The following is a 25,177-nucleotide window of genomic DNA, read 5'->3' as shown; positions in this document are numbered from 1 at the left end:
GGGACCCCTCCTCACTTCGGTCAGGTGCCGCGGAGGGTGGCCTGGTGAAGGTCGGCGGCGCGGGCCACGGCGGCGTCCCGGGCGGCCACCGCCTCCTCGACGGTCAGGGTGCGGTCGGGTGCCCGGAAGGTGAGCTTGTACGCCAACGACCGGCGTCCCGCCCCGAGCTGCTCCGAGGCGTACACGTCGAACAGGCGCACGCTCTCCAACAGGTCACCGGCCCCCTCGACGAGAGCCCGCTCGACCTCGGCCGCCGGTACCCGCTCGTCGACCACCAGGGCCACGTCGATCAGGGCGGGCGGGAAAGCGGAGACGTCGGGCGCGGGAACCACCGGGGCGTCCGGCAACGCGTCGAGGTCCAGCTCCATCGCGGCGGTCCGCCGGGGCAGTTCGAGCCCCGCCAACACCACCGGGTGCAGCTCACCGGCGTGGCCGACGACGACCCCGTCGACGAGCAGCTCGGCGCAGCGGCCCGGGTGCCAGGGGGCGACCTCCGCCGCCCGCACCTCGACCCGGTCGGCAGGGACACCGGCGGCGGCGAGGACCGTCCGACCCGCCTCGACCGCGTCCGCCCAACCCGCCGGGCGACCCGGCCCCCACCAGCCCGCCGGCTCCACGTCACCGGTGAGGACCACCGCGACGTGCTGCGGCTGCGACGGGACCACCGCGTCGGCGGCGGCGAACTCGGCCTCGGTGGGCCGCCTGTCGACGCCCATGACCGGCGGGGACCCGGCGTCGGCCCGGGGCCGGAACACCAACCCGATCTCGTACAGGGCCAGGTCACGCAGGCCCCGACCGAGGTTGCGCCGGACCGCCTCCAGCAGCGGGCCGAGCAGCGTGGTGCGCAGCAGCGGCTCCTGCTCCGACAGCGGGTTGGCCAGCCGGACCGCCGGTCGCCGGGGGTCGTCGTCGGTCAGGCCGAACCGGTCGGCGAGGTGCACCCCGACGAACGGTTGGCTGAGCACCTCGACGTGCCCCTGCTCGGCCAGGGACCTGGCGACCGCCCGGCGACGACGCTGCCGCCAGGTCAGGCCACGTCCGGGGGGTGCGGTGGGCAACACCGACGGCACCCTGTCGTACCCGTCGAGGCGGACCACCTCCTCCACCAGGTCGGCCGGGTCGGTCAGGTCGGGCCGCCACGGCGGCGGGGTGACGGTGAGGACCTCGGCGTCGCCGACAGTCGTCCCGACGCTGCCCGGGTCCTCGGCGAGCCGGTCCGCGCCCCGGGTGACGGTGCACCCGATCTGCTCCAGGATCGCCACCACCCGCTGCGGCGGGTACGCCACTCCGACCCGCCGGGAGGGCAGGTCGACGGGCAGGGTCACCGGCGTACGCGCCGCCACGTGGTCCAGGTCGAGGATGTGCTCACCGGCGGTGCCCCCGGCGTACTCGGTGAGCAACGTGACGGCGCGTTCCACGGCGACCAACGGCATCGTCGGGTCGACGCCCCGCTCCCACCGCTTCGCCGCCTCGCTGAACAGCCGGTGTCGACGGGCGGTCCGCCCGACCATCGCCGGATCCCAGTGGGCGGCCTCGAAGAGGACGTTCGTGGTGCCGGCGACGACCTCGCTGGTCTCCCCGCCCATCACCGCGGCGAGCGAGATCGGCCCGGTGTCGTCGCAGATCACCATGTCCTCGGCGACCAGGTTGCGGGCCACCCCGTCCAGGGTGGTGAGCTTCTCCCCCGGCTCGGCCCGACGGACCACCAGGTCCCCGCTGAGCCGGTCGGCGTCGAAGGCGTGCATCGGCTGGCCGAGTTCGAGCATCACGTAGTTGGTGATGTCCACCGGCAGGGAGATGCTGCGGATCCCGGCGACGGTCAGCCGTCGCCGCATCCACTCGGGGGTCTGCGCGGTCGGGTCCACCCCGGTCACCAGTCGGGCGGCGAACCGGTCGCAGCCCACAGTGTCGAGCACCCGCACCGGGTACGCCGGTTCGGCGGTACCGGCGGGGGCGGGTGCCGCCCCCGGGTCACGCAGCGGCACCCCGAGGGCGTGGGACAGTTCCCGGGCCAAGCCGCGCAGGCTCAGGGCGTACCCACGGTCCGGGGTGACCTCCAGTTCCAGGACCACCTCGTCGAGGCCGACCACCGGGCGGGCGTCGTCACCGGGCTCGGCCGCCACGTCGGCGGGGAGCACCATGATCCCGGAGTGGTCGTCGCCCAGGCCCAGCTCCTTGGCCGAGCAGATCATGCCGTGGGAGTTGCGCCCGTACGTCTTACGCGCGCCGATGGCGAAGCCGCCGGGCAGGACCCCGCCCGGCAGGATCACCACCACCCTGTCGCCGGGGGCGAAGTTACGCGCCCCGCAGACGATCTCCTGCGGCTCGCCGGTGCCGTTGGCGTTCCCGACGTCGACCAGGCAGAACCGGATCGGCTTCTTGAAGCCGGTCAGCTCCTCGATCTCGCGTACCTCGCCGACCACCAGCGGTCCGGTGACCGACCCGCTGAGGTCCTCGACGGAGTCGACCTCGATGCCGAGGTCGACCAGGGCCTGGGCCAGGTCGCCGGTGGGCAGGTCGGCGGGGAGGTCGACGTACTCCCGCAGCCAGCTGACAGAGACTCGCATGACTTCAGACCACCGTTTCCGTGACTCGTACCCGCATCGCCTACGCCCCGACCCCGAACGCGCGGGTGAACCGCACGTCGCCCTCGACCAGGTCCCGCATGTCGCCGACCCCGTGCCGGAACATGACGGTCCGGTCGATGCCCATGCCGAAGGCGAAACCGGAGTAGACCTCCGGGTCGATCCCGCAGGCCCGCAGCACCCTCGGGTTGACCATGCCGCATCCGCCCCACTCGACCCACTGCGGGCCCTTGCGGTGCTCGGGGAACCAGACGTCGAACTCGGCCGACGGCTCGGTGAACGGGAAGTAGTGCGGCCGGAACCGGGTCTTCGCGCCCGCACCGAACATCGCCCGGGCGAAGTGGTCCAGGGTGCCGCGCAGGTGGGCCATGGTGATGCCCTCGTCCACCACCAGGCCCTCGATCTGGTGGAAGACCGGGGCGTGGGTGGCGTCCAGCTCGTCGGTCCGGTAGACCCGGCCGGGGGCCACCACGTAGATGGGGGGCCGCCGGGTGAGCATGGTCCGCGCCTGCACCGGCGAGGTGTGGGTCCGCAGCACCAGACCGGAGGTGTCGGCGCCGGTCGGCGGGGCGACGTGGAAGGTGTCCATCAACCCGCGCGCCGGGTGGTCGACCGGGATGTTCAGGGCGTCGAAGTTGGTCCACTCCAACTCGACCTCGGGTCCCTCGGCGATCTCGTAGCCCATCCCGACGAAGAAGTCGCTGACCTGCTCCATCAGCAGGGTGACCGGGTGTCGGGCGCCCCGGGGCCGCCGGTCGTGCGGCACTGTCACGTCGACCCGTTCCTCGACCAGCACCCGGGCTGCCTGCTCGCGGTCGAGGATTTCGGCGCGGGCGGCGTAGGCGGCCTCGACGGCGCGGCGGGCTTCGTTGACCCGCTTGCCCGCGTCCGACTTCGCGGCCGGTGGCAGTGCGCCGATCTCCCGGCGGGCCAGCGACACCGGGGACCGGTCCCCCAGGTGCGCGGGGCGCAGCGCGGTCAGCGCGTCGGGGTCGCCCGCCTCGGCGAACGCCTTTTCGGCGTCGGCGACGGCACCGGCCAGGGCGGCCGGGTCGAGCAGGGCGACCTGCTTCGGGTCGTACGGATCGTTGCGGTAGCTCATGGCGTACGGGCACTCCCTCACGGCGGCGCCGACCCTCACGGGCGGCGAAGCGAGTCTACGGACGCGCGGCTGTGCCGCAGCCCGCCGGTGGGAGTTCGCGCAGGGGGAAGGGTCAGGCCGTCCGCCCGCCGACACCGGCGGGCTGGCTAAACGAACGCTTGACGGCGTTCCTCATGACCGATGTTCTCCCTGGTCGTGGCCGACAGTCGCCGCACGGGTCACCGGCGGCGCAGTGCTGTGGCCGAAGCGTACAGGCAGACGGCGGCGGCCGCTGCCAGGTTGAGGCTCTCCGCCCGCCCGTGCAGCGGCACCCGGACCCGGGCGTCGGCGGCGGCGGTCACCTCCGGCGGGAGGCCGTGCGCCTCCGATCCGAACAGCCAGGCCGTCGGGGTGGCCAGTCCGCCCGCATCGGCCAGGTCGTCGAGGTCGGTGTCGCCGTACCCGGTGGTGGCCAGCACCCGCAGACCGGTGGTCCGCAGCGCGGTCACCACCTCGACCGGGTCGGCGGCACGGACCACGTCGACGTGGAACAGGCTTCCGGCCGAGGACCTGACGCACTTGCCGTTGTACGGGTCGACGGCGTCCCCGGCGAACACGACGGTCTGCGCCCCGGCGGCGTCGGCGGTCCGCAGCACCGTACCGGCGTTGCCCGGGTCCCGGATCCCGGCGAGCACCGCCACCAGGCGGGGTCCGGCGTCCAGCGCGGTGGCCAGCGGGACGTCCAGGTGTCGGCAGAGGGCCACCAGTCCCTGCGGGGCGACGGTGTCGGCGAGGACGGCGAGCGCCTCGTCGGTGACCGGGGAGACGGGCACCCCCTCGGCGGCGGCCCGGCCGACCAGGTCGGCGTACCGGTCCAGGGCGGTGGGGGTGCCGAAGAGTTCGCAGACCACCTCGGGGACGGCGAGGGCCTCCCGGACCGCCTGCGGCCCCTCGGCCAGGAACCGGCCGGTGGCCTCACGGTCGCGTCGGCGGTGCAGCCTGCGGGCCGCGACGACCCGGGGCGTACGCGGGGTGAACAGTTCGGTCTCTCCTACGACGTCGAGGCGTCTCCCACGCGATGGTGGCCGCATGGGAGACGCCTCGATGATCTGGTGCGGGTGGATCAGGCGGCCTGGGCCGCGGCGCCACCGGTGCCCTCGGCGGCGACGGCCGCGCGGGCCACCTCGACGAGAGCGGCGAACGCCGTGGCGTCGTGCACGGCGAGATCCGCCAGGATCTTGCGGTCCACCTCGACGCCGGCCAGACGCAGGCCCTGGATCAGACGGTTGTAGGTCAGCCCGTTGGCGCGGGCACCCGCGTTGATCCGCTGGATCCACAGCTGCCGGAAGTCGCCCTTGCGGTCGCGACGGTCCCGGTAGGAGTACTGCATCGAGTGCAGCACCTGCTCCTTGGCCTTGCGGTACAGCCGGGAGCGCTGACCGCGGTAACCACTCGCGGTCTCCAGCAGGGTACGACGCTTCTTCTGGGCGTTCACAGCCCGCTTGACGCGTGCCATCTCAACTCCTTCTTCGGTTCAGGTGGCGCGCGTCAGCGGCCGAGCAGCTTCTTGATGCGCTTGACGTCAGCCTTGGCCACCTCGACCACGCCGGTCAACCGGCGGGTACGGGTGGAGGACTTCTTCTCCAGGTTGTGACGCATACCGGCCTGCTGGGCAACGATCTTGCCCTTGCCGGTCACCCGGACCCGCTTGCCCATACCCGTGTGGCTCTTCATCTTCGGCATTGGAACGTCTTCTCCCCTGTTACTGGCCGCTGGTGTCAGCGGTCACGCCGGTATCACCGGCGACACCGACCTCGCTGGCCTCGCCGACCGCCTCAGCGGCGGACTCGTCCGTCGCGCGGTCACGGGGTCCACCACGGGAGGCCGTGGCCGCGACCGCGGCCGCCTTGGTCGCCCGGTGCGGCGCGAGCACCATGATCATGTTTCGGCCGTCCTGCTTCGGAGCGGCCTCGACGTACCCCAGATCCGAGATCTCGGATTCGAGTCGGCGCAGGAGCCGGTAACCCAGCTCCGGGCGGCTCTGCTCCCGACCGCGGAACATGATCGTCACCTTGACCTTGTCGCCGGCCTTGAGGAACCGCACCACGTGACCCTTCTTGGTCTCGTAGTCGTGCGGGTCGATCTTCGGTCGGAGCTTCATCTCCTTGATGACGGTCTGCTGCTGGTTACGCCGCGCTTCGCGCGCCTTGAGTGCGCTCTCGTACTTGAACTTTCCGAAGTCCATGAGCTTGCACACCGGCGGGCGCGCCATCGGCGCAACCTCGACCAGGTCCAGGTCGACGTCCGCGGCCAGCTGCAGGGCGCGCTCCAGCGGGACGATGCCCACCTGCTCACCCTCAGGGCCGACCAGTCGGACCTCACGTGCCCGGATCTGCTCGTTCACGCGTGGTTCGACGCTGATGGGGCCTCCTCTAGTCCGAAACTTCCACGGTGGCCGACCCCGCGGGCTCCCCGGTGGGAGCCGAGCCGGAAAGCAGAAGGCCCCGGCGCATGCCAGGGCCCGCTCGACCGGTCGACACGATCAGATGATCGCGCATCCGGGACCGGGACGTGCCCGGAACCGGTGACCGGACCCGGCCACCTCGATCGGTGACGCGGGTGGGAGCAGGCGCTCCACTTCAACGGCTGTCTCGGTCGTGGCCGGTGCGAAGGCACCGAACGGCGCGGACAGCCTGGTCGACTCGGCCACTCTACACCCTCGCCCCGAGCCGTCTCAAACCGGGCACGCCGGTCGGCCGGTGTCGCGCCGCAGGTCAGGGACCGACAGGGGTGGACCGGTGCGCCTGGTGCAGCCGACGCAGGGCCCGGACCCCCTCGACCGCGCGGTCCTTGTCGGCCGCCTGGAGGGCGACCACCGGGAGCAGGTCGTCGTCGTGCAACTCCACGCTGGCCCAGGGGGCACCCCTGTCGAACCGGACCCCCCGGACGACCTCCCAGGGCAGCTCGTACGAGCCGATGATGTTGCGCACCCGGATGCCCCAGGCGTCGGCCTGGACCCGGGGACGGGTGAAGAGCAGGATCGCCACCGCGCCGATCAGCCCCAGGCCGATCATGGCGAACCCGTCGCCACGCTGGAAGGTGCCGTACCCGTTACCGGTGGGCCCCTGCAGACCGGTGGCCAGCAGGCTGAAGGTCACCACCAGCGCCACCGCCGAGGCCCAGCAGACCACCCGGATTCGACGCGGACGCAGGGTCACCATCTCGGATCCACTCACCCCACCAGTCTGCCATCGCCGGTCGGCCCGACCTCACCGGCCACCCGCGGGACCCGCTGGTCGTACCGGACCGCTGTCGTCAGTACCGGCCGTCGGGGCGACTGCGGCGACCACCCCGGCGGGCGGTCGGCTCCCCCGCCCGGCGACCAGGACGGCCAGCAGGGTGAGGGCGGCGCCGACGAGCACCGGCACCCGCAACCCGGCGCCCTGCGGCAGGAGGAGGTCCAGCAACAGCGCCCCGGTGAGCTGGCCGGTGACCAGTCCCAGGCCGGTGCGCAGCACCCCGACGGCGCGTACCCCGACCAGCATGCTGACCACGATCGCCAGGCCGAAGACCCCGCCGAGGTAGAGGTGCCAGGCCCCCGGCCAGGTCGGGGCGGGGCCGGTGAAGACTCCGGCGACCACCGCGACGGCCAGCACCAGGGGCGTACTGACCAGGAAGTTGACGAGGGTCGCGGAGGCGGCGGTGCCGGCGGCGGTGAGTCGTCCGTTGAGGGCCGACTGCATCGCCACGGCGACCCCGCCGAGGGCCGCCAGCAGCACCGCTGCGAGCGCCAGCTCCCCCGCCGGCTGCCCGACCTGGGCCAGCGCCACGGCGCCCACCCCGAGCAGGGCTCCGGCGAGGCGGGGACCGGTGAGGGCGAACCGACCGGCGGCGGCCAGGCCGGCCCGGTCCACGGCCAGGCCGCCGAGGCTGGCCCCGGCGACCTGGGTGATGGTGAACACGGCGATCCCGAGGACCGGGACCGTGACCGTGGCGACCACCACGACGGCGGCCCCACCGACTCCGCCGAGGTAGGCCCACCAGGGCGGCCGGGTCCGACGCAGGGTCACCGCCCCGGACCGCATCGACGGCAGCAGCATCAGTCCGACGAGCACCAGCAGGGTGCCGACGAGGTTGTTCACCACCGCGCCGAGGACCGGGTTCCCGGCCCGCTCGCCCAACTCCGCGTTGACGGTGCCCTGTGCCGCAGACGCCATTCCGCCGAGGAGCACCACGGTCAGCGCCACCGGAGTGGGCAGCGACCTCACAGTCGGCAGGCGTGCAGGGTGGTCACCAGGATGGCCCGGGCACCCAGGTCGTACAGCTCGTCCATGATCCGGTGGACGTCCTCGCGGGGGACCATCGCCTGGACCGCCACCCAGCCCTCCCGGTGCAGCGGGGAGACGGTGGGCGACTCGATGCCCGGGGTGAGGGCGCTGGCCCGGTCGAGCAGAGCGGCAGGCACGTCGTAGGTGAGCATCACGTACCGGCGGGCGACGAGCACGCCGTGCAGCCGACGCAGGAGCTGGTCGGACTGCGGGTGGGCCGGTGCCCCGGCGCGCCGGACCAGGACCGCCGCGGAGCGCAGCAGCGGCTCGCCGAAGACGACCAGACCGGCCTGACGCAGGGTGGTCCCGGTCTCCACCACGTCGGCGACCACGTCGGCCACGCCGAGGCGGATGGCGTTCTCCACAGCGCCGTCGAGGCGGGTCACCTCGGCCTCGATGCCCAGGTCGGCCAGGTGCCGCTCGACCAGCCCCGGGTACGCGGTGGCGATCCGGTGTCCGCCGAGTTCGCGGACGTCGTCGACGTCCTCGGGGCGGGCGGCGAAGCGGAAGGTGGCCCGGCCGAAGTCGAGGTCCATGACCTCCTCGGCCGGGGCACCCGAGTCGATCAGCAGGTCCCGGCCGGTGATCCCGACGTCCAGGTCACCGGAGCCGACGTAGGTGGCGATGTCCTTCGGGCGCAGGTAGAAGAACTCGATGTCGTTGCCCACGTCCTGGCAGACGAGGTCCTTCGGGTCGGTGCGCTGGCGGTAGCCCGCCTCACGCAGCATCTGGGCGGCCTTCTCGGCCAGTGCCCCCTTGTTCGGTACGGCGACGCGCAGCATGACGGAGTGCTCCTTCGATCGGGTCTGATCCGGCGGCGGGGCACTCACAGATGTCGGTAGACGTCCTTGAGTTCGAGACCGGTGGCGAGCATCAGCACCTGGGCCTGGTAGAGCAGCTGGGAGATCTCCTCGGCGGCCCGTTCGGGGCCCTCGTGCTCGGCCGCCATCCAGGACTCGGCGGCCTCCTCGACGACCTTCTTGCCGATGAAGTGGACCCCCTTGTCCAGGGCGGCCACCGTGCCGGAGCCCGGGGTGCCGGCGGCGGCCTTGGCCTGCAGCTCGGCGAACAACTCCTCGAACGTCTTCACGCCGCGATTGTTCCAGCCGGGAACCGACCCCGTACACCGGGTCCGCGACCGGGTCACCTGGTGGTCACCGGTCGCGGTGGGGGCGTGTCGACACCCCCGGGTAGGCGACGGTCGAGCGGCCGGATCCGGGCGGACAGGGGTGCCCGAGTGGGCACGGCGGGTGCTAAACGGGCGACAGGGGCGGAGAAACGGGCACCGGGGTCAGCAGATCGGCGGCTTATATGATCATTTGATGGGCTCGTCCCGGGCACCGAATCCACCTGATCTGCGCGAAGACGATCGGGTCGGCGGTGCCCGGACGGTGTTACAAACGAGAAACACGAGGCCGTCGGGAGGTGCACAGTGGATGCGACGCAGCGGCGGCAGCACATCCTCACCATGGCCCGCCGGCAGGGCGACGTCGACGTCCGGCGGCTCGCCGCCGATCTGGACGTCGCGGCGGAGACGATCCGACGCGACCTGAGCCTGCTGGCCCAGCAGGGTCTGGTCCGCCGGACCCACGGGGGCGCGTACCCGGTGGAGAGTGCCCGTTTCGAGACCGCCCTGGAGACCCGGTCGGCCCGGATGGCAGTGGAGAAGCGGCGGATCGCCACCGCCGCCGTGGAGCACCTCGGCGATGCGGAGTCGATCTACCTCGACGAGGGCTACACCCCGCAGTTGATCGCCGAGGCGCTACCCACCCACCGCCCGCTGACCGTGGTGACCGCCTCCCTGCACACGGCGGCGATCCTGGCCCCGCACCCGACCATCACCGTCCTGCTGCTCGGCGGGCGGGTACGGGGACGCACCCTGGCCACCGTCGACCACTGGGCCACCGGGATGCTCGCCAGCTTCGTCATCGACCTGGCCTTCCTCGGGGCGAACGGCGTCTCCCGCAAGCACGGGCTCACCACCCCCGACCCCGCCGTGGCGGCGGTCAAGTCCCAGGTCGTCGCGGTCTCCCGGCGGGTGGTCTTCGCCGGGGTGCACACCAAGTTCGGTGGCAGCAGCTTCTGCAGGTTCGCCGACGTGGCCGACGTCGACACCGTCGTCACCGACACCGGACTCCCGGCCTCCGAGGCGCACCGCTACTCCCTGCTCGGGCCGGTCGTGCTGCGCGTGTGAGCGGCGGGCGGGACAGCCCGGCAAAAATGTGGTTCTGAGGACATTCGAGGGAGCGGTCACATGAAGGCAGCAGTCATCTCCACGCCGGGGCAGATCAGCATCGAGTCCGTCCCGGACCCCACGCCCGGCCCCCGTGACGTGGTCGTCGAGGTGGCCGGGTGCGGGATCTGCGGCACCGACCTGCACATCATGGACGGGGAGTTCGCCCCGGCGTACCCGATCGTGCCGGGGCACGAGTTCGCGGGCACCGTCGTCGCCGTCGGCGCCGACGTCACCGAGGTCCGGGTCGGTGACCCGGTCGCCGTCGACCCGTCCCTGCACTGTCAGGAGTGCTACCAGTGCCGTCGGGGTCGGGGCAACATGTGCGAGCGGTGGAACGCCATCGGCGTCACCGTCGCCGGTGGGGCCGCCGAGTACGCCGTCGCCCCGGTCCGCAACTGCGTGGTGCTCCCCGAAGGGATGAACCCGGCCGACGCCGCCCTGATCGAGCCGCTGTCCTGCGCGGTACGGGGGTTCGACGTCCTGCCCCGGCGGCTGGCCGACCACTACCTGATCTACGGGTCGGGAACGATGGGCCTGATGATGATGGAGCTGGCCAAGCGGTGCGGGGCGGCGACGGTGAGCATCGTCGACCCGAACGCCGACCGGTTGGCCACCGCCGTCCAGCTGGGGTGTTCGGCCTCCGCCGCCGGTGCCGACGAGCTGGACCGGCCGCGCGGCTGGGACGTGGTGATCGACTGCACGGGCGTGCAGGCGGCCATCGAGGACGGCCTGGGTCGGGTCGCCCCGGCCGGGACGTTCCTCCAGTTCGGTGTCTCGGAGTACAAGACCCGGGCGGGGATCGAGCCGTACCGGATCTACAACAAGGAGATCACCGTCACCGGGTCGATGGCGGTGCTGCACAGCTTCGAGCGCGCCGCCGACCTCTTCGCCGCCGGGGTGCTCGACCCGTCGGTCTTCATCAGCCACCGGTTCCCCCTGGACAGCTACGCCGAAGCGATGGCCCAGTTCCGGGCCGGGATCGGGCGGAAGATCCAGATCGCGTCCTGACCCGTTCGGGTCCGTCGGCCCGAACCCGTCGAGGATCGGTCGACCGGGAGCGCCCTCGCGCCGACCCGGTCGACCGTCGCGGACGGGGTGGAGCGGGACCGGTGATCAGAGTTCCCCACCGACATGGTGGGAAGATCTACTGAGGCATCTAGATATGCCTCTACGCTGATCGCCATGGTTCGTATCCCCCGTGTCACCGCGCTCACCGTCGCCGGTGTCGTCCTCGCCTCCATCACCGGCTGCTCCCCGCAGCAGGATTCCACTGTCACCCCCGCCCCCGGCACCTCCGCGTCCTGCGCCAAGGAGGACCTGCCGACCCGTACGCCGGGCACCCTCACCATCGCCACCGACCAGCCCGCGTACCAGCCGTGGTTCGTCGACGACAAGCCCGACAACGGTGAGGGGTTCGAGGCCGCGGTGGCGTACGCGGTCGCCGGGAAGCTCGGCTACACCCCTGCGGAGGTGACCTGGACCCGGGTGAAGTTCGACAGCGCCATCGCCCCCGGGCCGAAGGAGTTCGACTTCGACATCAACCAGTTCTCCATCACCGAGGAGCGCAAGCAGGCCGTCGACTTCTCCGCGCCGTACTACCTGGTGCGGCAGACGGTGATCGCGTTGAAGACCTCGAAGATCGCCGGAAAGACGTCCCTGGCCGACCTGCGGGGCGCCCGGCTCGGCGCCCAGGTCGGGACGACCAGCTACCAGGCGATCACCGACGTCGTCGCGCCGACGGTGAAGCCGCAGGTCTACAACAGCAACGACGACGCCAAGAAGGCCCTCCAGAACGGTCAGCTCGACGGGCTCGTCGTCGACCTGCCCACCGCCTTCCAGATCACCTCCTCGGAGATCGAGGACGCCGTCGTCGTGGGACAGCTGCCCCAGGTCGGCTCCCCCGAGGCGTTCGGGTTGCTGCTCGACAAGAACTCACCGCTGACCGGTTGCGTCAGCGACGCCGTCGGGAAGCTCACCACCGAGGGCTTCTTCAAGCAACTGGAGCAGAGGTGGCTGGCCGAGGAGGCCGGAGCACCCGAGCTCAGGTGAGGATGACCGCCCCGGGGTACTCCCCCTCCCCGGCCCAGCAGGCCCGCGACGCGTACCGGCGTCGACAGACGGTGCTCAGCGTGCTGGTCGCCGCCGCCTCCACGGCGGCGATCGGCACGCTCCTGGCGGTCGCTGTCACCGGGGCGCCCGGGTGGTCCCGGGTCCGCGACTCCTTCCTCGACCCGCAGATCGCCCGGGACGCCCTGCCGGAGGTACTGGCCGGGCTCTGGCTCAACCTCCGGCTGCTGGTCTGCTGTGCCGTCGGCGCGCTGCTGCTCGGGCTGGTCGTGGCGGTGCTGCGGACGCTGCGGGGACCGGTGTTCTTCCCGATCCGGGGGCTGGCCGCCGGGTACACGTACACGTTCCGAGGGCTCCCCCTGATCATCGTGCTGTACGTCCTCACCCTCGGCGTGCCCGGCCTGCGGTTGCAGGGGATGCCACCGGTGCTGGTCCTCGGCGGGCTGGCGCTGGTGCTCACCTACGGCGGATACCTGGCCGAGGTGTTCCGGGCCGGCATCGAGTCGGTGCACCCCAGTCAACTCGCGGCGGCCCGGTCCCTCGGGTTGACCCATCGGCAGACCATGCGGCACGTGGTCCTCCCCCAGGCTGTCCGCCGGGTGGCCCCGCCGCTGCTCAACGACGTGGTGGCGTTGCAGAAGGACGTCGGGCTGGTCTCCCTGGCCGGGCCGATCGACGCGGTACGCGCCGCGCAGATCGCCACGGCCCAGACCTTCAACTACACCCCGTACGTCGTGGCCGGGGTGTTGTTCGTGCTGCTCGCCGTGCCACTGATCGCGGTCACCGACCAGGTGACCCTACGGGCGGCCCGCCGCCAGTCGGGAGGGTGACGGTGTTGCGGTGCCGGGGGTTGCGCAAGGTCTTCGGGGGGCAGCCGATCCTCGACCGGCTCGACCTGACGGTGGCCGAACACCAGGTGGTGGCGTTGATCGGGGCGTCCGGTTCGGGCAAGTCGACACTGCTTCGCTGCGTCAACCTCCTGGAGGAACTCGACGACGGCGTGATCGAGTTGGACGGCGAGGAGATCTCCGCCCCCGGGGTCGACCCGGACCGGGTACGCCGCCGCATCGGGCTGGTGTTCCAGTCGTACAACCTCTTCCCGCACCTGAGCGTGCTGGACAACGTCACCCTCGCCCCGCGTCAGGTGCACCGACGGCCCCGGGCCGAGGCGGAGGCGCAGGCCCGGGAGCTGCTGGACCGGGTGGGGTTGGGGGCGAAGGCCGGGGCGTACCCGGATCGGCTCTCCGGCGGCCAGCAGCAGCGGGTGGCGATCGTCCGGGCGCTGGCCAACCGTCCGCGCCTGCTGCTGCTCGACGAGGTGACCTCGGCGCTCGACCCGGAGCTGGTCGGGGAGGTGCTCACGATGATCCGGGACCTGAAGTCCGAGGGGATGACGATGGTCCTCGCCACCCACGAGATGACCTTCGCCCGGGACGTCGCCGACCAGGTCTGTTTCCTCGACGGCGGCCGGGTCCTGGAGTCCGGCCCACCGGAGCGTCTCTTCGGTGATCCGGTCCAGGACCGCACCCGCCGGTTCCTCGCCCGGCTCCGCGACGCGGGCCGACTCTGACCCCGTCACCCCACCCGGCACCGACCTCGATCGCCACCCGGCCCGCTCTCCCGGCACCGACCTCGATCGCCATCCGACACCGATCCGGGTCGCCACCCGGCACCGGCCTGACGCCGATTCCCGGGACCACCCGGGCACCGTGTGGGGTTTTTGTTACCTTTGGTGCAATTGGGTCGACAATCGACGGGTGATGTGGGGGTGACGCAGGTGCGGTACAGGCGAGGGCTGTCCCTGGGCCTGGCGATCCTCGTCGCGGTCGTGGCCGGACCCGTCGTCGTCGCCGCCCCGGCCCAGGCCGGTCTCGTCCGGGCCTTCACGCCCCGGTTCCAGGCCTCCGAACGCGGGGACGTCATCTTCGCGGGGAACACCCTGGTCACCTGCCTCGCCCCCGCCACGACGGGCACCCCGACCTGCGCCGCCGCCCAGGCCGGCGCGGTCATCAACAACAACAGCTACACCTCGCAGTACGTCGACGTGGACAGCGTCGCCGCCACCACGAACTCCAGCTCCGCCACCCTGACCGTGCCGGCCGGGGCGACAGTCCTCTGGGCGGGCCTGTACTGGATGGGCAGCGCCAGCACCACCGCCACCAGCCGACGCAACATCTCCCTCGCCCCGCCCGGCGGCGGGTACACGGCACTCCAGGGCCAGGTCACCACCGGCGTGGTCGCCTCCACCGGAGGCAACCCCTACTCCGGGTTCATCGAGGTCACCTCGCTGGTCCGGACCAGCGGCACCTACACCGTCGGCGGGCTCACCACCAACCTGGGGACCAACGCCCGGGGCGGGTGGGCGATCGTGGCGGCGATCCGCGACACCACCCAGCCGCTGCGCAACCTGGCGATCTTCGACGGGTACGCCGAACTCGCCGCCACCACCGCCGACAACCGGGTCACCACCACCATCTCCGGGTTCCGGACCCCGTCGACGGGGACCGTCAACGCCCGCATCGGCGCCGTCGCCTCCGAGGGGGACCTCGCCACCACCGGCGACTCGATCGCCTTCAACGGCGTCACCCTCAGCGACGCCCTCAACCCGGCCACCAACTTCTTCAACAGCACGATCAGTCGCCTCGGCACCCGGGTCACCGCCAAGAACCCCGACTACGTCAACCAGCTCGGCATCGACGTCGACTACGTCGCCGCACCCGCCGGATCGATAGGCAACGGCCAGACCTCCGCCACCGTCGCCTTCACCACCACCGGGGAGTCGTACGAGGCGGTCGCCCTGTTCACCGTGATCGACATCTTCGAGCCCGACATCACCGCCACCAACACCGTCACCCGGGTCGGCGGGGGAACCATCGTCAACCCCGGAGACGTCCTGGAGTACACCACCACCGTCAACTCCACAGGCAGCGAGAACGCCACCGGGGTCCAGGTCCTCAGCCCGTTACCGGCGGGCACCACGTACGTCGCCGGGTCGATGACGATCAACGGGGTGGCCCGGACCGACGCGGCCGGCGACGACACCGCCCGCCTCGACACCGCCAACAACCGGCTCGTGTTCAACCTGGGCACCGGTGCCACCGCCACCGCCGGGGGCACGATGGCCCCCGGCAACCAGCAGGTCCTGCGGTTCCGGATCCGGGTCAACGACCCGGCCCCGGCCGGGCTGGTGGTCAGCAACCAGGCCACCATCACCTACGGGTCACCGACCAGCAGCACCACCTACACCGACGTGACCGACGACCCCTCCGCACCGGGCGCCACCGAACCGACAGTCATCGACGTCAACGACGCGCCGGTCGCCGCCACCGGCACCCTCGGCACCCCCGAGGACACCCCGGTGGCGTTCACCCTGACCTCGTTCGCCACCGACCCCGACCAGGACACCCTGACCTTCACCGTCACCCAGCCCCCGGCGGGACGGGGCACCGTGTCCTGCACCCCCGCCGGGGCCTGCACCTACACCCCACCGCCGAACTACTTCGGGCAGACCAGCTTCGACTACACCGCCACCGACCCGGGCGGCCGTACCGCCACCAGCTCGGTCACCGTCACGGTCACCCCGGTCAACGACCCGCCGGTCGCGGTCCCCGACACCGCCTCGACCGTCAGCGGGGTCGCCGTGACGGTCGACGTCCTGCGCAACGACACCGACGTGGAGGGCGACGTCCTCACCGTCGTCCCGGGCGGGGGCACCACCGCCGGGGGCAGCTTCACCTGCACCGCGTCCGCCTGCACGTACACCCCGGCGGTCGCCTTCGTCGGGCAGGACGGCTTCACCTACCGGGTCACCGACGGCAACGCCACCACCACCGGAACCGTCACAGTGACGGTCGCGGCGGCCCCGGCCGGACTCACCATCACCGTCGCCCCCACCGCCGTCCTGCCCACCGTCACCGGCGGCACCCCGACGGTCGCCGGGCAGATCGGCCGGGTCACGGTCGTCGACGACCGGGGCGCGGCCTCCGGATCCTGGGTCACCACCGTCACCATGACCGACTTCGTCAACACCGGCCTGCCCGGCCAGCGAGTCCGCCGGGACTCGGTGGTCTACGCCTCCGGACCGGCGCTGGAGACCACCGGCACCGGCACCTTCCAGCCGCAGCCCGGTGCCGGACTCACCACCCCGCAGACCGCCGCCCGATGGACCGGCACCGGACGCAACACCGTCGCCTGGAACCCCCGGCTGACCGTCTCCCTCCCCACCGACATCGTCGGCGGCCAGTACCGGGCCACGGTGACCCACTCGGTGGCCTGACCGACCCGGCCCCGCCTTGGCCGTGGCCTGGGTTTGGCCTGGCCTGGTTTGACTTGGCTGGGCTGGGCCACCGCCGGCTTGGCCGGGCCACCGCCGCCCGGTTCCGGCCGGACCCCTCGGTGGCCCCGGCGTTTCGACTGTGACAGCGATCCGGGGCGACTCGGGTCCCCACGGAGCGGGGTTCGACGGCTACCATCGCGCGATGGATCTTCGAGGAACGATCAGCCCGGACCGCCCGCTGCTCGTCCTGGCCCTCGCCGAGGAGGCCGCCCACCTCGACACCGACCTGCCGGTGCTGCTCACCGGGATGGGCAAGGTCAACGCTGCGATCGCCCTGGCCACCGCCCTGGCCCGGGGTCCGCTACCCGCCTCGGTGATCAACCTCGGTACGGCGGGCGCGCTGCGCCCCGGCAACACCGGGGTCCACGAGGTCAGCCGGGTCCTGCAACACGACCTCGACACCGAGCTGCTCCGTACCCTCACCGGGCAGACCGTCGGTGCCCCGCTCGCCCTCGCCGACTCCGGCCCGGTGCTGGCCACCGGCGACCAGTTCATCGCCGACGACGACGCCCGGGACCGGTTGGCCGCCCAGGCAGACCTGGTGGACATGGAGGGCTACGCCCTGGCCGCCACCGCCCACCACTTCGGCGTCCCGGTCCGGCTGGTCAAGCAGGTCAGCGACGGTGCCGGGGAGGGCGCGGACCGGACCTGGCAGGCCTCGGTCGACGACTGCGCCCGACTCCTCGCCGGGTGGGTCCGGGACAACCTCCCCGGCACCTGAGACTCAGGCCACCACTCACCTACCGTCCTCCCGCTTGAGTTCCACCAGGAGGTCCTCGTAGTCGCGGGCAGCGGTGGCCGTCGGGCAGTCCGACACCCGGCAGACCGGGCACCGACCGTCCGGGGCCGGCCGGTGGTCGCGCAGGATCCACCGGGCGGACAGGATCAACCGGTTGCGGATCTGGGCCGCCGACCGGAACGGCGCGGTCACCGGGTCAGGCCGACCAGGGTCGCCAGCCGGGCCACGTCCGACGCGGCCGGGTCGCCCCGCGCCACCTCGGCGATCACCGTACGCGCCGTCGGTCGGCACCGTACCTCCGCCGGAGCGACCCGGTCCGCCGCCACCAGCACCCGCCCCGCTCCGACCGGGTCCCCGAACTGGAGGTATGCCCGCGCGACGTCGAGCAGGTACGCGCCCCGGTGCTCGGCCGGTAGTCCCCGCCACCCGTCCCGCCTGACCACCTGTTCGTGCCGGTGCACCGCCTCCCCCGCGTCCCCCAGCACGGCCACCGCCACCACCCTGGCCACCTCGACCTCCACCGGCCCGACGTCGATCCGCCGACCGTGGCCGCGTACGAGCGTCGCCTCCGCCTGGTCGAGCAGCTCGGTGACCGCCCGCCGGTCGCCGCACCCGGCGGCGGCCAACCCGGCCTGCACCAGCAGCGCCCCGGCCACCGAACCACCGACCCCGCTCCGGCACGCGACGGCCACCGTCGCCGTCCACGCCAACCGGTCCCGGCCCGAGGCCCGTAACGCCTGCGCGAGCGGCACCACCGCCGTCGCCGCCAACCCGGGGTCGGTGCCCGCCACTGCCACCGCCCGGTCCGCCGCCAGCCAGGCCAGTTCCGGTTCTCCCAGCTTCACCGCCAGCAGAGAGACGATCCGGTACGAGCGCACCAGCAGCTCCGCGCCCCGAGCCGGGTCGACGCGGTGGAGTCGTCGGGCGGCGTCGAGCAGGCCCGGCAGCGTCCGGACCAGGAGCGCATAGTGCGCATGCTGGTACGTCAACACGGCGTGCCCCACGTGTCGGTCCAGCTCGGCTGGCGAAACCGGAGCAGGTTCCGCCCCGGTCCGGAACACCTCGTAACTGGTCAGGGCGGCACGGAGCCGCTCCACCCCGTCCAGGCCCGATCCGGTGCTCGACACCGACACCATCGCGGCGTCCCGGCCGAGCAGCACCACCGCGTCGACCCGCAGCACCTCGGCGATCTCCTCGATCACCGAGTACCGGTCCAGCGCCCGTACGCCCCGCTCGACCTTGTCCACCCAGCTCTTCGACTTGCCAAGGCGATCCGCGAACACCTGCTGCGTCAACCGCCGCCGTACCCGCCACTGCGCCACCCGCCGCCCGATCGGCAGCTCACCGCCGGTCACGCCGCCACCCGTGCTCAGGCATTGCCCGGGTGGTCTCCTCGACCGGTATCCGCTCGGCCTCGGCCAGATCGAGGATGCGCTGCTTGGCCGCCTCCCGCTCCGCCGCCTGGATCTGCTCACCCCGGCTCACGGCCCTCTTGTCATTCCCGCTCATTCCCATCTCCCGGTCGGGGACAGCGGCACCCGAGGATGTCGGACCGCTGACCGGATCGTGACGTCCTTGGTCGTACGGCCGAAAAGCCCGCCGATCCAGACGCCTCGATCACATCCTGTGACGGCGAGTGAGCACCTTCCAGACGGACGTCGTCCGCTACTGTCCGCCAGGAGCCTCAGTGGTGGCGGACAGATCTGCCGCCAGGTCCAGGAAGGCGTCGACCGCGACCGAGCCACCTGCGACCTCTTTCAACAGTCGCTGTAGTTCGGCCACCCGGGCGACCGCCCTGTGGGAGTGGGCTCGGCGTGCCATGGCCAACGCCCGCCCGGCCGTGTCCGCCGCCTGTTCGGCCTCTCCCGCCTGGAGGTAGCCCTCGGCGAGCCAGGTGAGGTACAGCGACGTCTCCCGGGGCGTACGATCACCGTACGCAGCGATCACCCGTTCCAGGATCGGCACGGCGCGCAGGGGCCGGTGCAGTTCCGTCCACACCCGGCCGGTCATGATCTCCACTTCGTCGGGAGTCAGCCAGTACGCCCACGACGGCGCGGACTCGGGGTCGCGGCTCGCGTACTCGTCCTCGACAGCGCCGAGTGCCCGTTCGGCAGGACCCACCTCACCGAGTCGGGCGTGCGCCCAGGCGACCCGCTCCAACAGAAGGCTCCGACCGGTCGCCTCGGCCGCGTGCCGCCCTCCGGCGTAGGCCGACCGGGCCAGCATGACTGCTTCCCGGCGGTCACCCAGGTTGGCTTCGAGGTAGGACAGGGTGCTCAGGCAGTTCGCCGCAGCAGCGGCGTCACCACCGGCGTGCGCCGCCCGCATACCGGCGAGGTAGTACCGGCGAGCCTCCCCCACCCGCCCGGCGTCCTCGGCGACGAACCCCGCAAGCTGACACAGGTCCGCGATCGTGACGAGCAGCCTCCGGGTCACCCTCTCGGAGTGGCTCCCCTCCCGCAGGAGTCCAGCTGTCGCGTCCAGCTCGGCGCTGACCACCGCGTACGTCTCGGCACCACCGACGTGGTCGTCCAGGCGGCGAAGCTGCCGCACCCGCTGCTCGACTCGGTCGACCGTGCCCGCCCCGACACGCCTTCCTGCCGCGAGTTCGTACCGTTGCGGTGGTTCGGCGACCAGCCACTGATGCGCCAGAACCCTGGCGTGGCCTGCCGTCGGTTCCCGCGAGACGAGGACATCCGCCAACCGTTCGGCGTCGCAGCGCTGCCACTCCTCGCGGTGGTCGAAGACCGACTCGTCGCCGACGCCCGACTCTGTGGCGAGGGCGGCCAGTGCACCCCCGGCGTTCAGCGCGGCGTCCAACCGCTCAGCGGCCTTCCGATTCGGGGTCTTTCGACCGCTCGCCAGGTCATGCAGGTAACTCTTGCTGTAGTGAAGTGATCTCAGCGACTTTGCGGTAGGTATTTGTACTCGAAGTGGGTCAGGTGCAGGGCTGCGGTAACGATGTCGCCGATTCGGCGTGGGCTGACGGTCGTGTGGCGTAGCGTCTTCCAGCGTCCGATCAGGATCGCGAATCCTCGTTCTCCTTGCCAACGTAGACCGCGTAGCAGTCGGTTGTAGGCGCGGTTGTCAGGTGCGAGTCGGCGGCCGTCGGCGGGTTGCTTGACCGGGGTCATGATGCCGTGACCTGCGCTTTCGTAGCCGGAGTCGGCCAGGGTCGGTAGGTCGAGTTCGGCGGCGGACCAGTTCAGGGCAGCGGTGATCCCGAGTTCGCGAGCGCAACTGGTGTCGTGTAGATGCCCGGGCAGCGCCGCCGATGTCCAGATCGGCAGCCCGTCGGGTCGAATGATCGCTTGGACGTTCGCGCCGAAGTCGCGGTGCTTTCCGGAGAACCAGGCATCGATCACCTCGCCCTTGACCGACAGGGTCGTCTCGGTGAGCCGGTCGCAGTCGAACAGCTTGCCGTCGAGGATCACATGCGACCAGTCGTCGGCCGCGGCCCGACGCAGAGCGGCATGCAGGTCGCCGGCCTGGGCGGCGAGCACGGCGACGCCCTCGTCGCGGTAGCGGTAGGCGGTCGCCCTGGAGATGCCGAAGCCGGCGGCGAGCAGGGCCATGTCCTCGGCCTTGCGGAACCAGACGAGCACCATCAAGGCCTGGTAGAAGCAGGTCAACGCCCGGGTGCCACGGCGGGTACCGCAGGCCCGTCGCTGTGCGTACAACAGATGCGCGAGGTGCTGCACGAGTTCCCTCGGGACGTCGACCATGGCACGATAGGCAATCACGTGGAGCCCTCTCGAAGACGTGGATCTGTCGCAAGGACATGTCTATCGATGGCTCCACGCCTGTTTCCACTGCCGCCCGACTCGCGTCCTTCGCCCGTGTCGCACCAATCAAACCCTTTGCGTTGCTGAGATCACCTCAGTAGGTCCGCGCGGCGAGCGCCCGATAGCTGACGCCTGCCTCCCGAAGCAGGCCCTGGAGGCGCTGACCAAACGAGGAGGCGGTCGCAGTCACGAAGGCTCCCGGAATCAGATCGGGTTGCACGCCGCTGGCCGCGAACGACGGCCCACAACCACTCAGGGTATATCGACAGTATCCACTCCGCGCTGCCCCGCCACCCCGACCCTGCCCGACCCAAGAGGCCATCCTGGGCCACGTACTTCGGCCCCGCGCACCTGGCCGGTGCCGCAATTCGTTGCCTCGGCGACCTCGGCCTGCACCGGCAGGCCTTAAGGCACGCGGTTGACGCGATGGCCTTGAATGCCACCAACAGCCGCACAAGGGCGCTGCACACCGCCCTGATAGCAACGACGCACGCCCACGCGGGTGACATCGATTCGGATTTCACCTGGGGGAACGATCTGGCGGTGCTCGCCCCGCAGGTGAACTCTGCCCGGGTAACCAGCCGGATCCGCGAGTTGTGCGCTCACCTCAGTCCTCACCGAACAGTCCGTCGCGTCGACGAAGTCCTGCAATGCCTGACGGCGGAAGGCACCTCACCTGCCTGACAGGTCCTCCTTGGCCCCGAAGGGTCGACTACCGTCTTCAGCGTGACCTGGACGGAGCCCGAAGTCTGGTATGCCAACTTGTCCGCTTTCCACGCCGCTGCATCAGCCTGGATCACCGACACAACCGGCAGGATTCTTCTCGTAAAGCCCACCTATCGCGACCACTGGACCTTCCCTGGTGGTTACGTCGAGGAGGGCGAGTATCCCCACCAAGCCTGCGTCCGCGAGGTGCGGGAAGAACTCGGTATCAATGTGATGGTGGGGACGCTACTCGTAGTCGACTGGGCACCACCCGCTGGACAGCGACCACGATCGCTCATCAGCTTCACTCTTGACTGTGGGAGCTTGGCCGACCTGAGCGAGGTCAACCTTGCCCGGCAGGAATTGGAAGACATCGCGTTCTTCACCGCAGAGGAGGCCGAGCAGCATCTTCCAAGCAATGTCTCCCCTCGCGTCCGGGCTGCACTTGCCGCACGGCATCAAAAGACCCCGATATATTTGGCTGCCGGCTCACCACCTGGCGACGGATGAAGACATGACAGCCACCAAGTCCCATTCTGAGAGCACCACCGATGCCTGAAGCCGCCTACCTACAAGTTGCTCGCGACATCCGTGAGCAGATCGCCTCCGGCCAGCTCAAACCGGGCGACAAGCCGCCCTCCTCCGCTGCCTTGTGCCAGCAGTACAGGCCCGTCCGTAGTTTCCAGACCAAAAACAACGCTAAGAACTGAGGGTTGATCAAGCTCTCCACCCGGCGGTAGCGTCCCGTTCCGTTCGGTGACGGTCGATGCTCGGGTGGTGGGGTTGTGGCGACTCAGGACGTGTTTTCGGCGGAGGATCTGGCGCGGCTTCGGGGGTTCCCGGAGATCAACCGGGCGGAGTTGATTCGGTACTTCACGTTGACCGGTGCGGACGAGGCGTTCGTGCGCCAGTTCCGTACGGGCCGCAACGTGTTGGGTGTGGCGGTGCAGTTGTGCACGCTGCCGTGGCTGGGGTTCGTGCCCGATGACGTTGCGGCGGCCCCGGTGGCGGTGGTGGGCCGGTTGTCGCAGCGGCTCGGGGTCGCGATGGGTGAGTTGCGCGGGTACGGCGAGCGGGGTCAGACCCGGACGGGTCATCTGCGGGAGGTGGCCGGCTACGCCGGCTGGCGGTCGATGGACATGGCCGAGTGGAAGGAGCTGGAGGAGTTCCTGTTCGCTCGGGCGATGGAGCATGACTCGCCGAAGCTGCTGTTCCGGCTGGCCTGCGAGTATCTGTTGTCGTCGCGGGTGGTGCGGCCGGGGGTGATCCTGCTGCTGCGGCAGGTGGCTGCGGCCAGGGCACGCGCTCGGGGTGAGACGTGGGCGCGGGTGCGGCACCTGCTCACCGACCGGCGGTGCGCGGAGCTGGACCTGCTGCTGGTCCCGGACGCCTACCCAGGCCGGACGCCGCTGGCGTGGCTGGGTGTGGGGCCGATGTCGTCGAGCCCGGCCGGGGTGAAGGCCGAGTTGGAGAAGCTGACCTACCTGCGCCGGTTGGACGCGCACACCCTAGACCTGTCGATGCTGCCGGCGGAGCGGCGCCGGTTTTCCTGGCCGGGGTCGGCCGCCGTTTGACGGGGCAGGCGTTGCAACGGCGCGAGCCGGAACGCCGGTATCCGATCCTGCTGACCCTGCTCGCGCAGTCGGCCGTCGACGTGCTCGACGAAACGCTGCTGCTGTTCGACCAGGTGATCCGCAGACGGGAGGCGGCGGCGAAGCAGAAGGTCGCCGAGGCCCTCGCGGAGCGGGCGAAGGCGCGACGCTGCACCAGCTGCGGCATTCCGCGTTGACCCACGCCGCGGAGGACGGGGCGAACACCTCGACCCTGTTGTCGTTCTCCGGGCACACCTCGGTGGCGTCCCTGGCCCGCTACGTCCGGGTGTCACCGGAGGTGCTGCGCCGCTGGCAGCAACGCCGCGACCCGGCCACCCGTCGCCGGTAGTAGCGGTGGCCGTCGTCGGCCTTAGGGCTTTGCGAGCCAGCGAAGCACGTCGTCGGTGAGGATCACGTCGTATGGAAGGCCGCGCAGGTCTTCCTCGGAGACCTTCAGGCCGCGAGCCCGAGCCAGGTCGGCCAGCTCCGCCCACGGGTGTGCCTCGGGGCTCTCGTCGTCGTCAGGAAGAACGGCGTTCAACGTCGCGTGGAGGATGCTGTCCCGGGCCACATGGTCCGGGACAGCATCGTCGCGTGTGCTACCGGACGTCCGGCCGATCGTGAAGCCACGAGCATCATGCAAGATCACGCGGCGGGCGTCGTCCAGCGCGGCGAATTCGCTGACCGAGAAGCTCTGGGCGTCCGGGTCGTCAAGGCGTTCCGGTCGGATGTCGCAGATCGCACCCAGCCCTACGACTCGTCCTGGGTCGACCGGGCAAAGATCGACGTGATCGTCAACAGCGTCCGGGTACGCACGCCAACCGCTCTCCACATCGCTCACTTCCTCGGAGGTCCCACGTTGCCGCGTCGAAGCTCATCGCGATAGACCCTTCAACCCCGATCAGCTGCTGCGACGCACTCCGACGCTGGTGCGGCTGGAGCACGTCCTATTGAAACAAGCTTTGCAGTCCCCGGGGTCCGAATTGGCGCAGAGGCGGTCAGGGGCTGCATGCGAGGTTCTGAACGGTCCCCGTAGTGGTGCCGGACGGATCGATAATCCCGGGTAGGTCCACGTCCACGACACCGCGCCAGCCGACCGTCGAGGAGTTCGAGCACGTCTTTCTCCCAGTGGCACGTTGACCGGAGCCACCCCCGGGGTAGTACCTGCCGCTGCCCGACCCGACCGTCACCCAGTAGCACGAGAAGGAGTCACAGAAGTAGCCCTGCAAATTCACCGCCACGTCTGCCTTCTCGGGGCAACTGCCGGAGACCTTGATCCACCAGCCGTGAACGGAGGTATCCCCACCGGACAGGTGAGGGTCATCAACGGCCTGCCGGTACGTGCAGCCGCCGGCACTGATATTGGACGACTCCGTCTGCGGGCTGACGCCACCCGGGTAGGGCGCGAAGTGACCCGCCCGCGAGGGCGATGACGGCTGCGACGCTACCGATAGTGCTGGCGAAGCCACCGCGGCGGTGGGCATCGCGCCGAGGAACACCGCAGCAGCGCAGCACGCAGCGACGGATGCGCGGCGCAGAGTTCTGAGCCTGTGGGCTCTGGTCACAACAACCACCTCCACGAGCATCGATGCAACTCGTGGTACACCTCATGAATGCATCCTGTCAATAGGTGGGGAAGTTCTGCGCGTTGCCGGGATCGGGCTCGGCCCAATCGCCGGCATTCGCTGCGATACGCGGCCCGGACCTAGCGTGACTTTCCGTT

26 protein-coding genes and 2 pseudogenes are annotated in these 25,177 nt (G+C 71.0%); 12 read left to right on the top strand and 16 right to left on the bottom strand.

Annotated elements, in window-relative coordinates:
- Positions 1 to 20: 20 nt before the first annotated feature.
- From pheT to WHN02_RS14165, 10 genes are all read right to left on the bottom strand, one after another.
- Positions 21 to 2,567, bottom strand: coding sequence for a phenylalanine--tRNA ligase subunit beta (gene pheT / locus WHN02_RS14210; RefSeq protein ID WP_434743751.1), 2,547 nt, complete (start codon positions 2,565 to 2,567; stop codon positions 21 to 23).
- Between the two features lie 40 nt (positions 2,568 to 2,607).
- Positions 2,608 to 3,687, bottom strand: coding sequence for a phenylalanine--tRNA ligase subunit alpha (gene pheS / locus WHN02_RS14205; RefSeq protein WP_434743750.1), 1,080 nt, complete (start codon positions 3,685 to 3,687; stop codon positions 2,608 to 2,610).
- A gap of 218 nt (positions 3,688 to 3,905) precedes the next feature.
- Positions 3,906 to 4,757, bottom strand: coding sequence for a TrmH family RNA methyltransferase (locus tag WHN02_RS14200; protein ID WP_434743749.1), 852 nt, complete (start codon positions 4,755 to 4,757; stop codon positions 3,906 to 3,908).
- Between the two features lie 32 nt (positions 4,758 to 4,789).
- The gene (rplT, locus tag WHN02_RS14195) at positions 4,790 to 5,182 is read right to left on the bottom strand and encodes a 50S ribosomal protein L20 (protein ID WP_350897382.1); all 393 of its coding nucleotides are present in this window, start codon (positions 5,180 to 5,182) and stop codon (positions 4,790 to 4,792) included.
- 32 nt (positions 5,183 to 5,214) lie between these two features.
- Positions 5,215 to 5,409, bottom strand: coding sequence for a 50S ribosomal protein L35 (gene rpmI / locus WHN02_RS14190; RefSeq protein WP_350897381.1), 195 nt, complete (start codon positions 5,407 to 5,409; stop codon positions 5,215 to 5,217).
- Positions 5,410 to 5,428: 19 nt separating this feature from the next.
- Positions 5,429 to 6,070, bottom strand: coding sequence for a translation initiation factor IF-3 (gene infC, locus WHN02_RS14185; protein WP_434743748.1), 642 nt, complete (start codon positions 6,068 to 6,070; stop codon positions 5,429 to 5,431).
- A gap of 370 nt (positions 6,071 to 6,440) precedes the next feature.
- Entirely contained in the window at positions 6,441 to 6,887 is a 447-nt protein-coding gene (locus WHN02_RS14180) for a PH domain-containing protein (protein WP_434743959.1), read from the bottom strand.
- Positions 6,888 to 6,935: 48 nt separating this feature from the next.
- The gene (locus WHN02_RS14175) at positions 6,936 to 7,934 is read right to left on the bottom strand and encodes a DMT family transporter (protein WP_434743747.1); all 999 of its coding nucleotides are present in this window, start codon (positions 7,932 to 7,934) and stop codon (positions 6,936 to 6,938) included.
- On the bottom strand, positions 7,931 to 8,776 hold the full coding sequence (gene hisG, locus WHN02_RS14170; RefSeq protein ID WP_434743746.1) for an ATP phosphoribosyltransferase: 846 nt from the start codon (positions 8,774 to 8,776) through the stop codon (positions 7,931 to 7,933). Before hisG ends, WHN02_RS14175 begins: the two co-directional genes overlap by 4 nt.
- A gap of 44 nt (positions 8,777 to 8,820) precedes the next feature.
- A complete protein-coding gene (locus WHN02_RS14165; RefSeq protein ID WP_350897376.1) occupies positions 8,821 to 9,084 on the bottom strand; it encodes a phosphoribosyl-ATP diphosphatase in 264 nt (87 codons plus the stop codon).
- A 342-nt stretch (positions 9,085 to 9,426) separates the two neighbouring features.
- Between WHN02_RS14165 and WHN02_RS14160 the strand changes: the two genes are divergently transcribed.
- From WHN02_RS14160 to WHN02_RS14130, 7 genes are all read left to right on the top strand, one after another.
- A complete protein-coding gene (locus WHN02_RS14160; protein ID WP_434743745.1) occupies positions 9,427 to 10,188 on the top strand; it encodes a DeoR/GlpR family DNA-binding transcription regulator in 762 nt (253 codons plus the stop codon).
- A gap of 60 nt (positions 10,189 to 10,248) precedes the next feature.
- A complete protein-coding gene (locus WHN02_RS14155) occupies positions 10,249 to 11,238 on the top strand; it encodes a zinc-dependent alcohol dehydrogenase family protein (protein WP_434743744.1) in 990 nt (329 codons plus the stop codon).
- 174 nt (positions 11,239 to 11,412) lie between these two features.
- The gene (locus WHN02_RS14150) at positions 11,413 to 12,279 is read left to right on the top strand and encodes an ABC transporter substrate-binding protein (protein WP_434743743.1); all 867 of its coding nucleotides are present in this window, start codon (positions 11,413 to 11,415) and stop codon (positions 12,277 to 12,279) included.
- A 2-nt stretch (positions 12,280 to 12,281) separates the two neighbouring features.
- On the top strand, positions 12,282 to 13,127 hold the full coding sequence (locus WHN02_RS14145) for an amino acid ABC transporter permease (protein ID WP_434743742.1): 846 nt from the start codon (positions 12,282 to 12,284) through the stop codon (positions 13,125 to 13,127).
- Positions 13,124 to 13,867 carry an amino acid ABC transporter ATP-binding protein gene (locus WHN02_RS14140; protein WP_434743741.1) on the top strand — a complete coding sequence of 248 codons (744 nt, stop codon included), beginning with the start codon at positions 13,124 to 13,126 and terminating at the stop codon, positions 13,865 to 13,867. Before WHN02_RS14145 ends, WHN02_RS14140 begins: the two co-directional genes overlap by 4 nt.
- A gap of 207 nt (positions 13,868 to 14,074) precedes the next feature.
- A complete protein-coding gene (locus WHN02_RS14135; RefSeq protein WP_434743740.1) occupies positions 14,075 to 16,573 on the top strand; it encodes an Ig-like domain-containing protein in 2,499 nt (832 codons plus the stop codon).
- A 202-nt stretch (positions 16,574 to 16,775) separates the two neighbouring features.
- Positions 16,776 to 17,354 carry a nucleosidase gene (locus WHN02_RS14130; RefSeq protein WP_434743739.1) on the top strand — a complete coding sequence of 193 codons (579 nt, stop codon included), beginning with the start codon at positions 16,776 to 16,778 and terminating at the stop codon, positions 17,352 to 17,354.
- Between the two features lie 15 nt (positions 17,355 to 17,369).
- Here the strand turns inward: WHN02_RS14130 and WHN02_RS14125 are convergent, their stop codons facing one another.
- The 5 genes from WHN02_RS14125 to WHN02_RS14105 all read right to left on the bottom strand — a co-directional run bounded on the left by WHN02_RS14125 (position 17,370) and on the right by WHN02_RS14105 (position 20,947).
- The gene (locus WHN02_RS14125) at positions 17,370 to 17,564 is read right to left on the bottom strand and encodes a hypothetical protein (RefSeq protein WP_434743738.1); all 195 of its coding nucleotides are present in this window, start codon (positions 17,562 to 17,564) and stop codon (positions 17,370 to 17,372) included.
- Positions 17,561 to 18,727, bottom strand: a complete 1,167-nt coding sequence (locus WHN02_RS14120) for a helix-turn-helix domain-containing protein (protein WP_434743737.1) — start codon at positions 18,725 to 18,727, stop codon at positions 17,561 to 17,563. The genes WHN02_RS14125 and WHN02_RS14120 overlap by 4 nt, the downstream gene beginning before the upstream one ends.
- Positions 18,714 to 18,881 carry a hypothetical protein gene (locus WHN02_RS14115; protein WP_434743736.1) on the bottom strand — a complete coding sequence of 56 codons (168 nt, stop codon included), beginning with the start codon at positions 18,879 to 18,881 and terminating at the stop codon, positions 18,714 to 18,716. Before WHN02_RS14115 ends, WHN02_RS14120 begins: the two co-directional genes overlap by 14 nt.
- A gap of 156 nt (positions 18,882 to 19,037) precedes the next feature.
- Positions 19,038 to 20,192, bottom strand: coding sequence for a transcriptional regulator (locus WHN02_RS14110; RefSeq protein WP_434743735.1), 1,155 nt, complete (start codon positions 20,190 to 20,192; stop codon positions 19,038 to 19,040).
- Positions 20,193 to 20,272: 80 nt separating this feature from the next.
- Positions 20,273 to 20,947: a transposase family protein gene (locus WHN02_RS14105; RefSeq protein ID WP_434742818.1), complete on the bottom strand. Its 675-nt coding sequence runs from the start codon at positions 20,945 to 20,947 to the stop codon at positions 20,273 to 20,275.
- Positions 20,948 to 21,583: 636 nt separating this feature from the next.
- Here WHN02_RS14105 and WHN02_RS14100 point away from each other — a divergent pair.
- The 5 genes and pseudogenes from WHN02_RS14100 to WHN02_RS14080 all read left to right on the top strand — a co-directional run bounded on the left by WHN02_RS14100 (position 21,584) and on the right by WHN02_RS14080 (position 23,803).
- Complete coding sequence (locus WHN02_RS14100) at positions 21,584 to 21,841, top strand: hypothetical protein (RefSeq protein ID WP_434743734.1); 258 nt, start codon at positions 21,584 to 21,586, stop codon at positions 21,839 to 21,841.
- Positions 21,842 to 21,883: 42 nt separating this feature from the next.
- On the top strand, positions 21,884 to 22,372 hold the full coding sequence (locus WHN02_RS14095) for an NUDIX domain-containing protein (RefSeq protein ID WP_434743733.1): 489 nt from the start codon (positions 21,884 to 21,886) through the stop codon (positions 22,370 to 22,372).
- A 41-nt stretch (positions 22,373 to 22,413) separates the two neighbouring features.
- Positions 22,414 to 22,527, top strand: a pseudogene (locus WHN02_RS14090) (GntR family transcriptional regulator); the annotation flags it as partial.
- A gap of 120 nt (positions 22,528 to 22,647) precedes the next feature.
- Positions 22,648 to 23,615 (top strand): annotated as a pseudogene (locus WHN02_RS14085) (DUF4158 domain-containing protein); the annotation flags it as partial.
- 32 nt (positions 23,616 to 23,647) lie between these two features.
- Positions 23,648 to 23,803, top strand: a complete 156-nt coding sequence (locus tag WHN02_RS14080; RefSeq protein WP_434743732.1) for a hypothetical protein — start codon at positions 23,648 to 23,650, stop codon at positions 23,801 to 23,803.
- Between the two features lie 21 nt (positions 23,804 to 23,824).
- Here WHN02_RS14080 and WHN02_RS14075 read toward each other — a convergent pair whose 3' ends face one another.
- The gene (locus WHN02_RS14075; protein WP_434743731.1) at positions 23,825 to 24,295 is read right to left on the bottom strand and encodes a hypothetical protein; all 471 of its coding nucleotides are present in this window, start codon (positions 24,293 to 24,295) and stop codon (positions 23,825 to 23,827) included.
- Positions 24,296 to 25,177 lie beyond the last annotated feature (882 nt).

The sequence above is a fragment of the Micromonospora sp. SH-82 genome, assembly GCF_051132485.1.
GTDB lineage: Bacteria > Actinomycetota > Actinomycetes > Mycobacteriales > Micromonosporaceae > Micromonospora.
Note: the sequence above shows the minus strand (reverse complement) of the source record. Positions and strands in the feature narration are given on the sequence as shown.

Coding starts and splice junctions, on each gene's coding strand:
- pheT (WP_434743751.1), bottom strand. CDS start 2,567: ATGCGAGTCTCTGTCAGCTGGCTGCGGGAGTACGTCGACCTCCCCGCC.
- pheS (WP_434743750.1), bottom strand. CDS start 3,687: ATGAGCTACCGCAACGATCCGTACGACCCGAAGCAGGTCGCCCTGCTC.
- WHN02_RS14200 (WP_434743749.1), bottom strand. CDS start 4,757: ATGCGGCCACCATCGCGTGGGAGACGCCTCGACGTCGTAGGAGAGACC.
- rplT (WP_350897382.1), bottom strand. CDS start 5,182: ATGGCACGCGTCAAGCGGGCTGTGAACGCCCAGAAGAAGCGTCGTACC.
- rpmI (WP_350897381.1), bottom strand. CDS start 5,409: ATGCCGAAGATGAAGAGCCACACGGGTATGGGCAAGCGGGTCCGGGTG.
- WHN02_RS14180 (WP_434743959.1), bottom strand. CDS start 6,887: ATGGTGACCCTGCGTCCGCGTCGAATCCGGGTGGTCTGCTGGGCCTCG.
- hisG (WP_434743746.1), bottom strand. CDS start 8,776: ATGCTGCGCGTCGCCGTACCGAACAAGGGGGCACTGGCCGAGAAGGCC.
- WHN02_RS14155 (WP_434743744.1), top strand. CDS start 10,249: ATGAAGGCAGCAGTCATCTCCACGCCGGGGCAGATCAGCATCGAGTCC.
- WHN02_RS14150 (WP_434743743.1), top strand. CDS start 11,413: ATGGTTCGTATCCCCCGTGTCACCGCGCTCACCGTCGCCGGTGTCGTC.
- WHN02_RS14145 (WP_434743742.1), top strand. CDS start 12,282: ATGACCGCCCCGGGGTACTCCCCCTCCCCGGCCCAGCAGGCCCGCGAC.
- WHN02_RS14130 (WP_434743739.1), top strand. CDS start 16,776: ATGGATCTTCGAGGAACGATCAGCCCGGACCGCCCGCTGCTCGTCCTG.
- WHN02_RS14115 (WP_434743736.1), bottom strand. CDS start 18,881: ATGAGCGGGAATGACAAGAGGGCCGTGAGCCGGGGTGAGCAGATCCAG.
- WHN02_RS14105 (WP_434742818.1), bottom strand. CDS start 20,947: ATGGCCCTGCTCGCCGCCGGCTTCGGCATCTCCAGGGCGACCGCCTAC.
- WHN02_RS14100 (WP_434743734.1), top strand. CDS start 21,584: ATGGCCTTGAATGCCACCAACAGCCGCACAAGGGCGCTGCACACCGCC.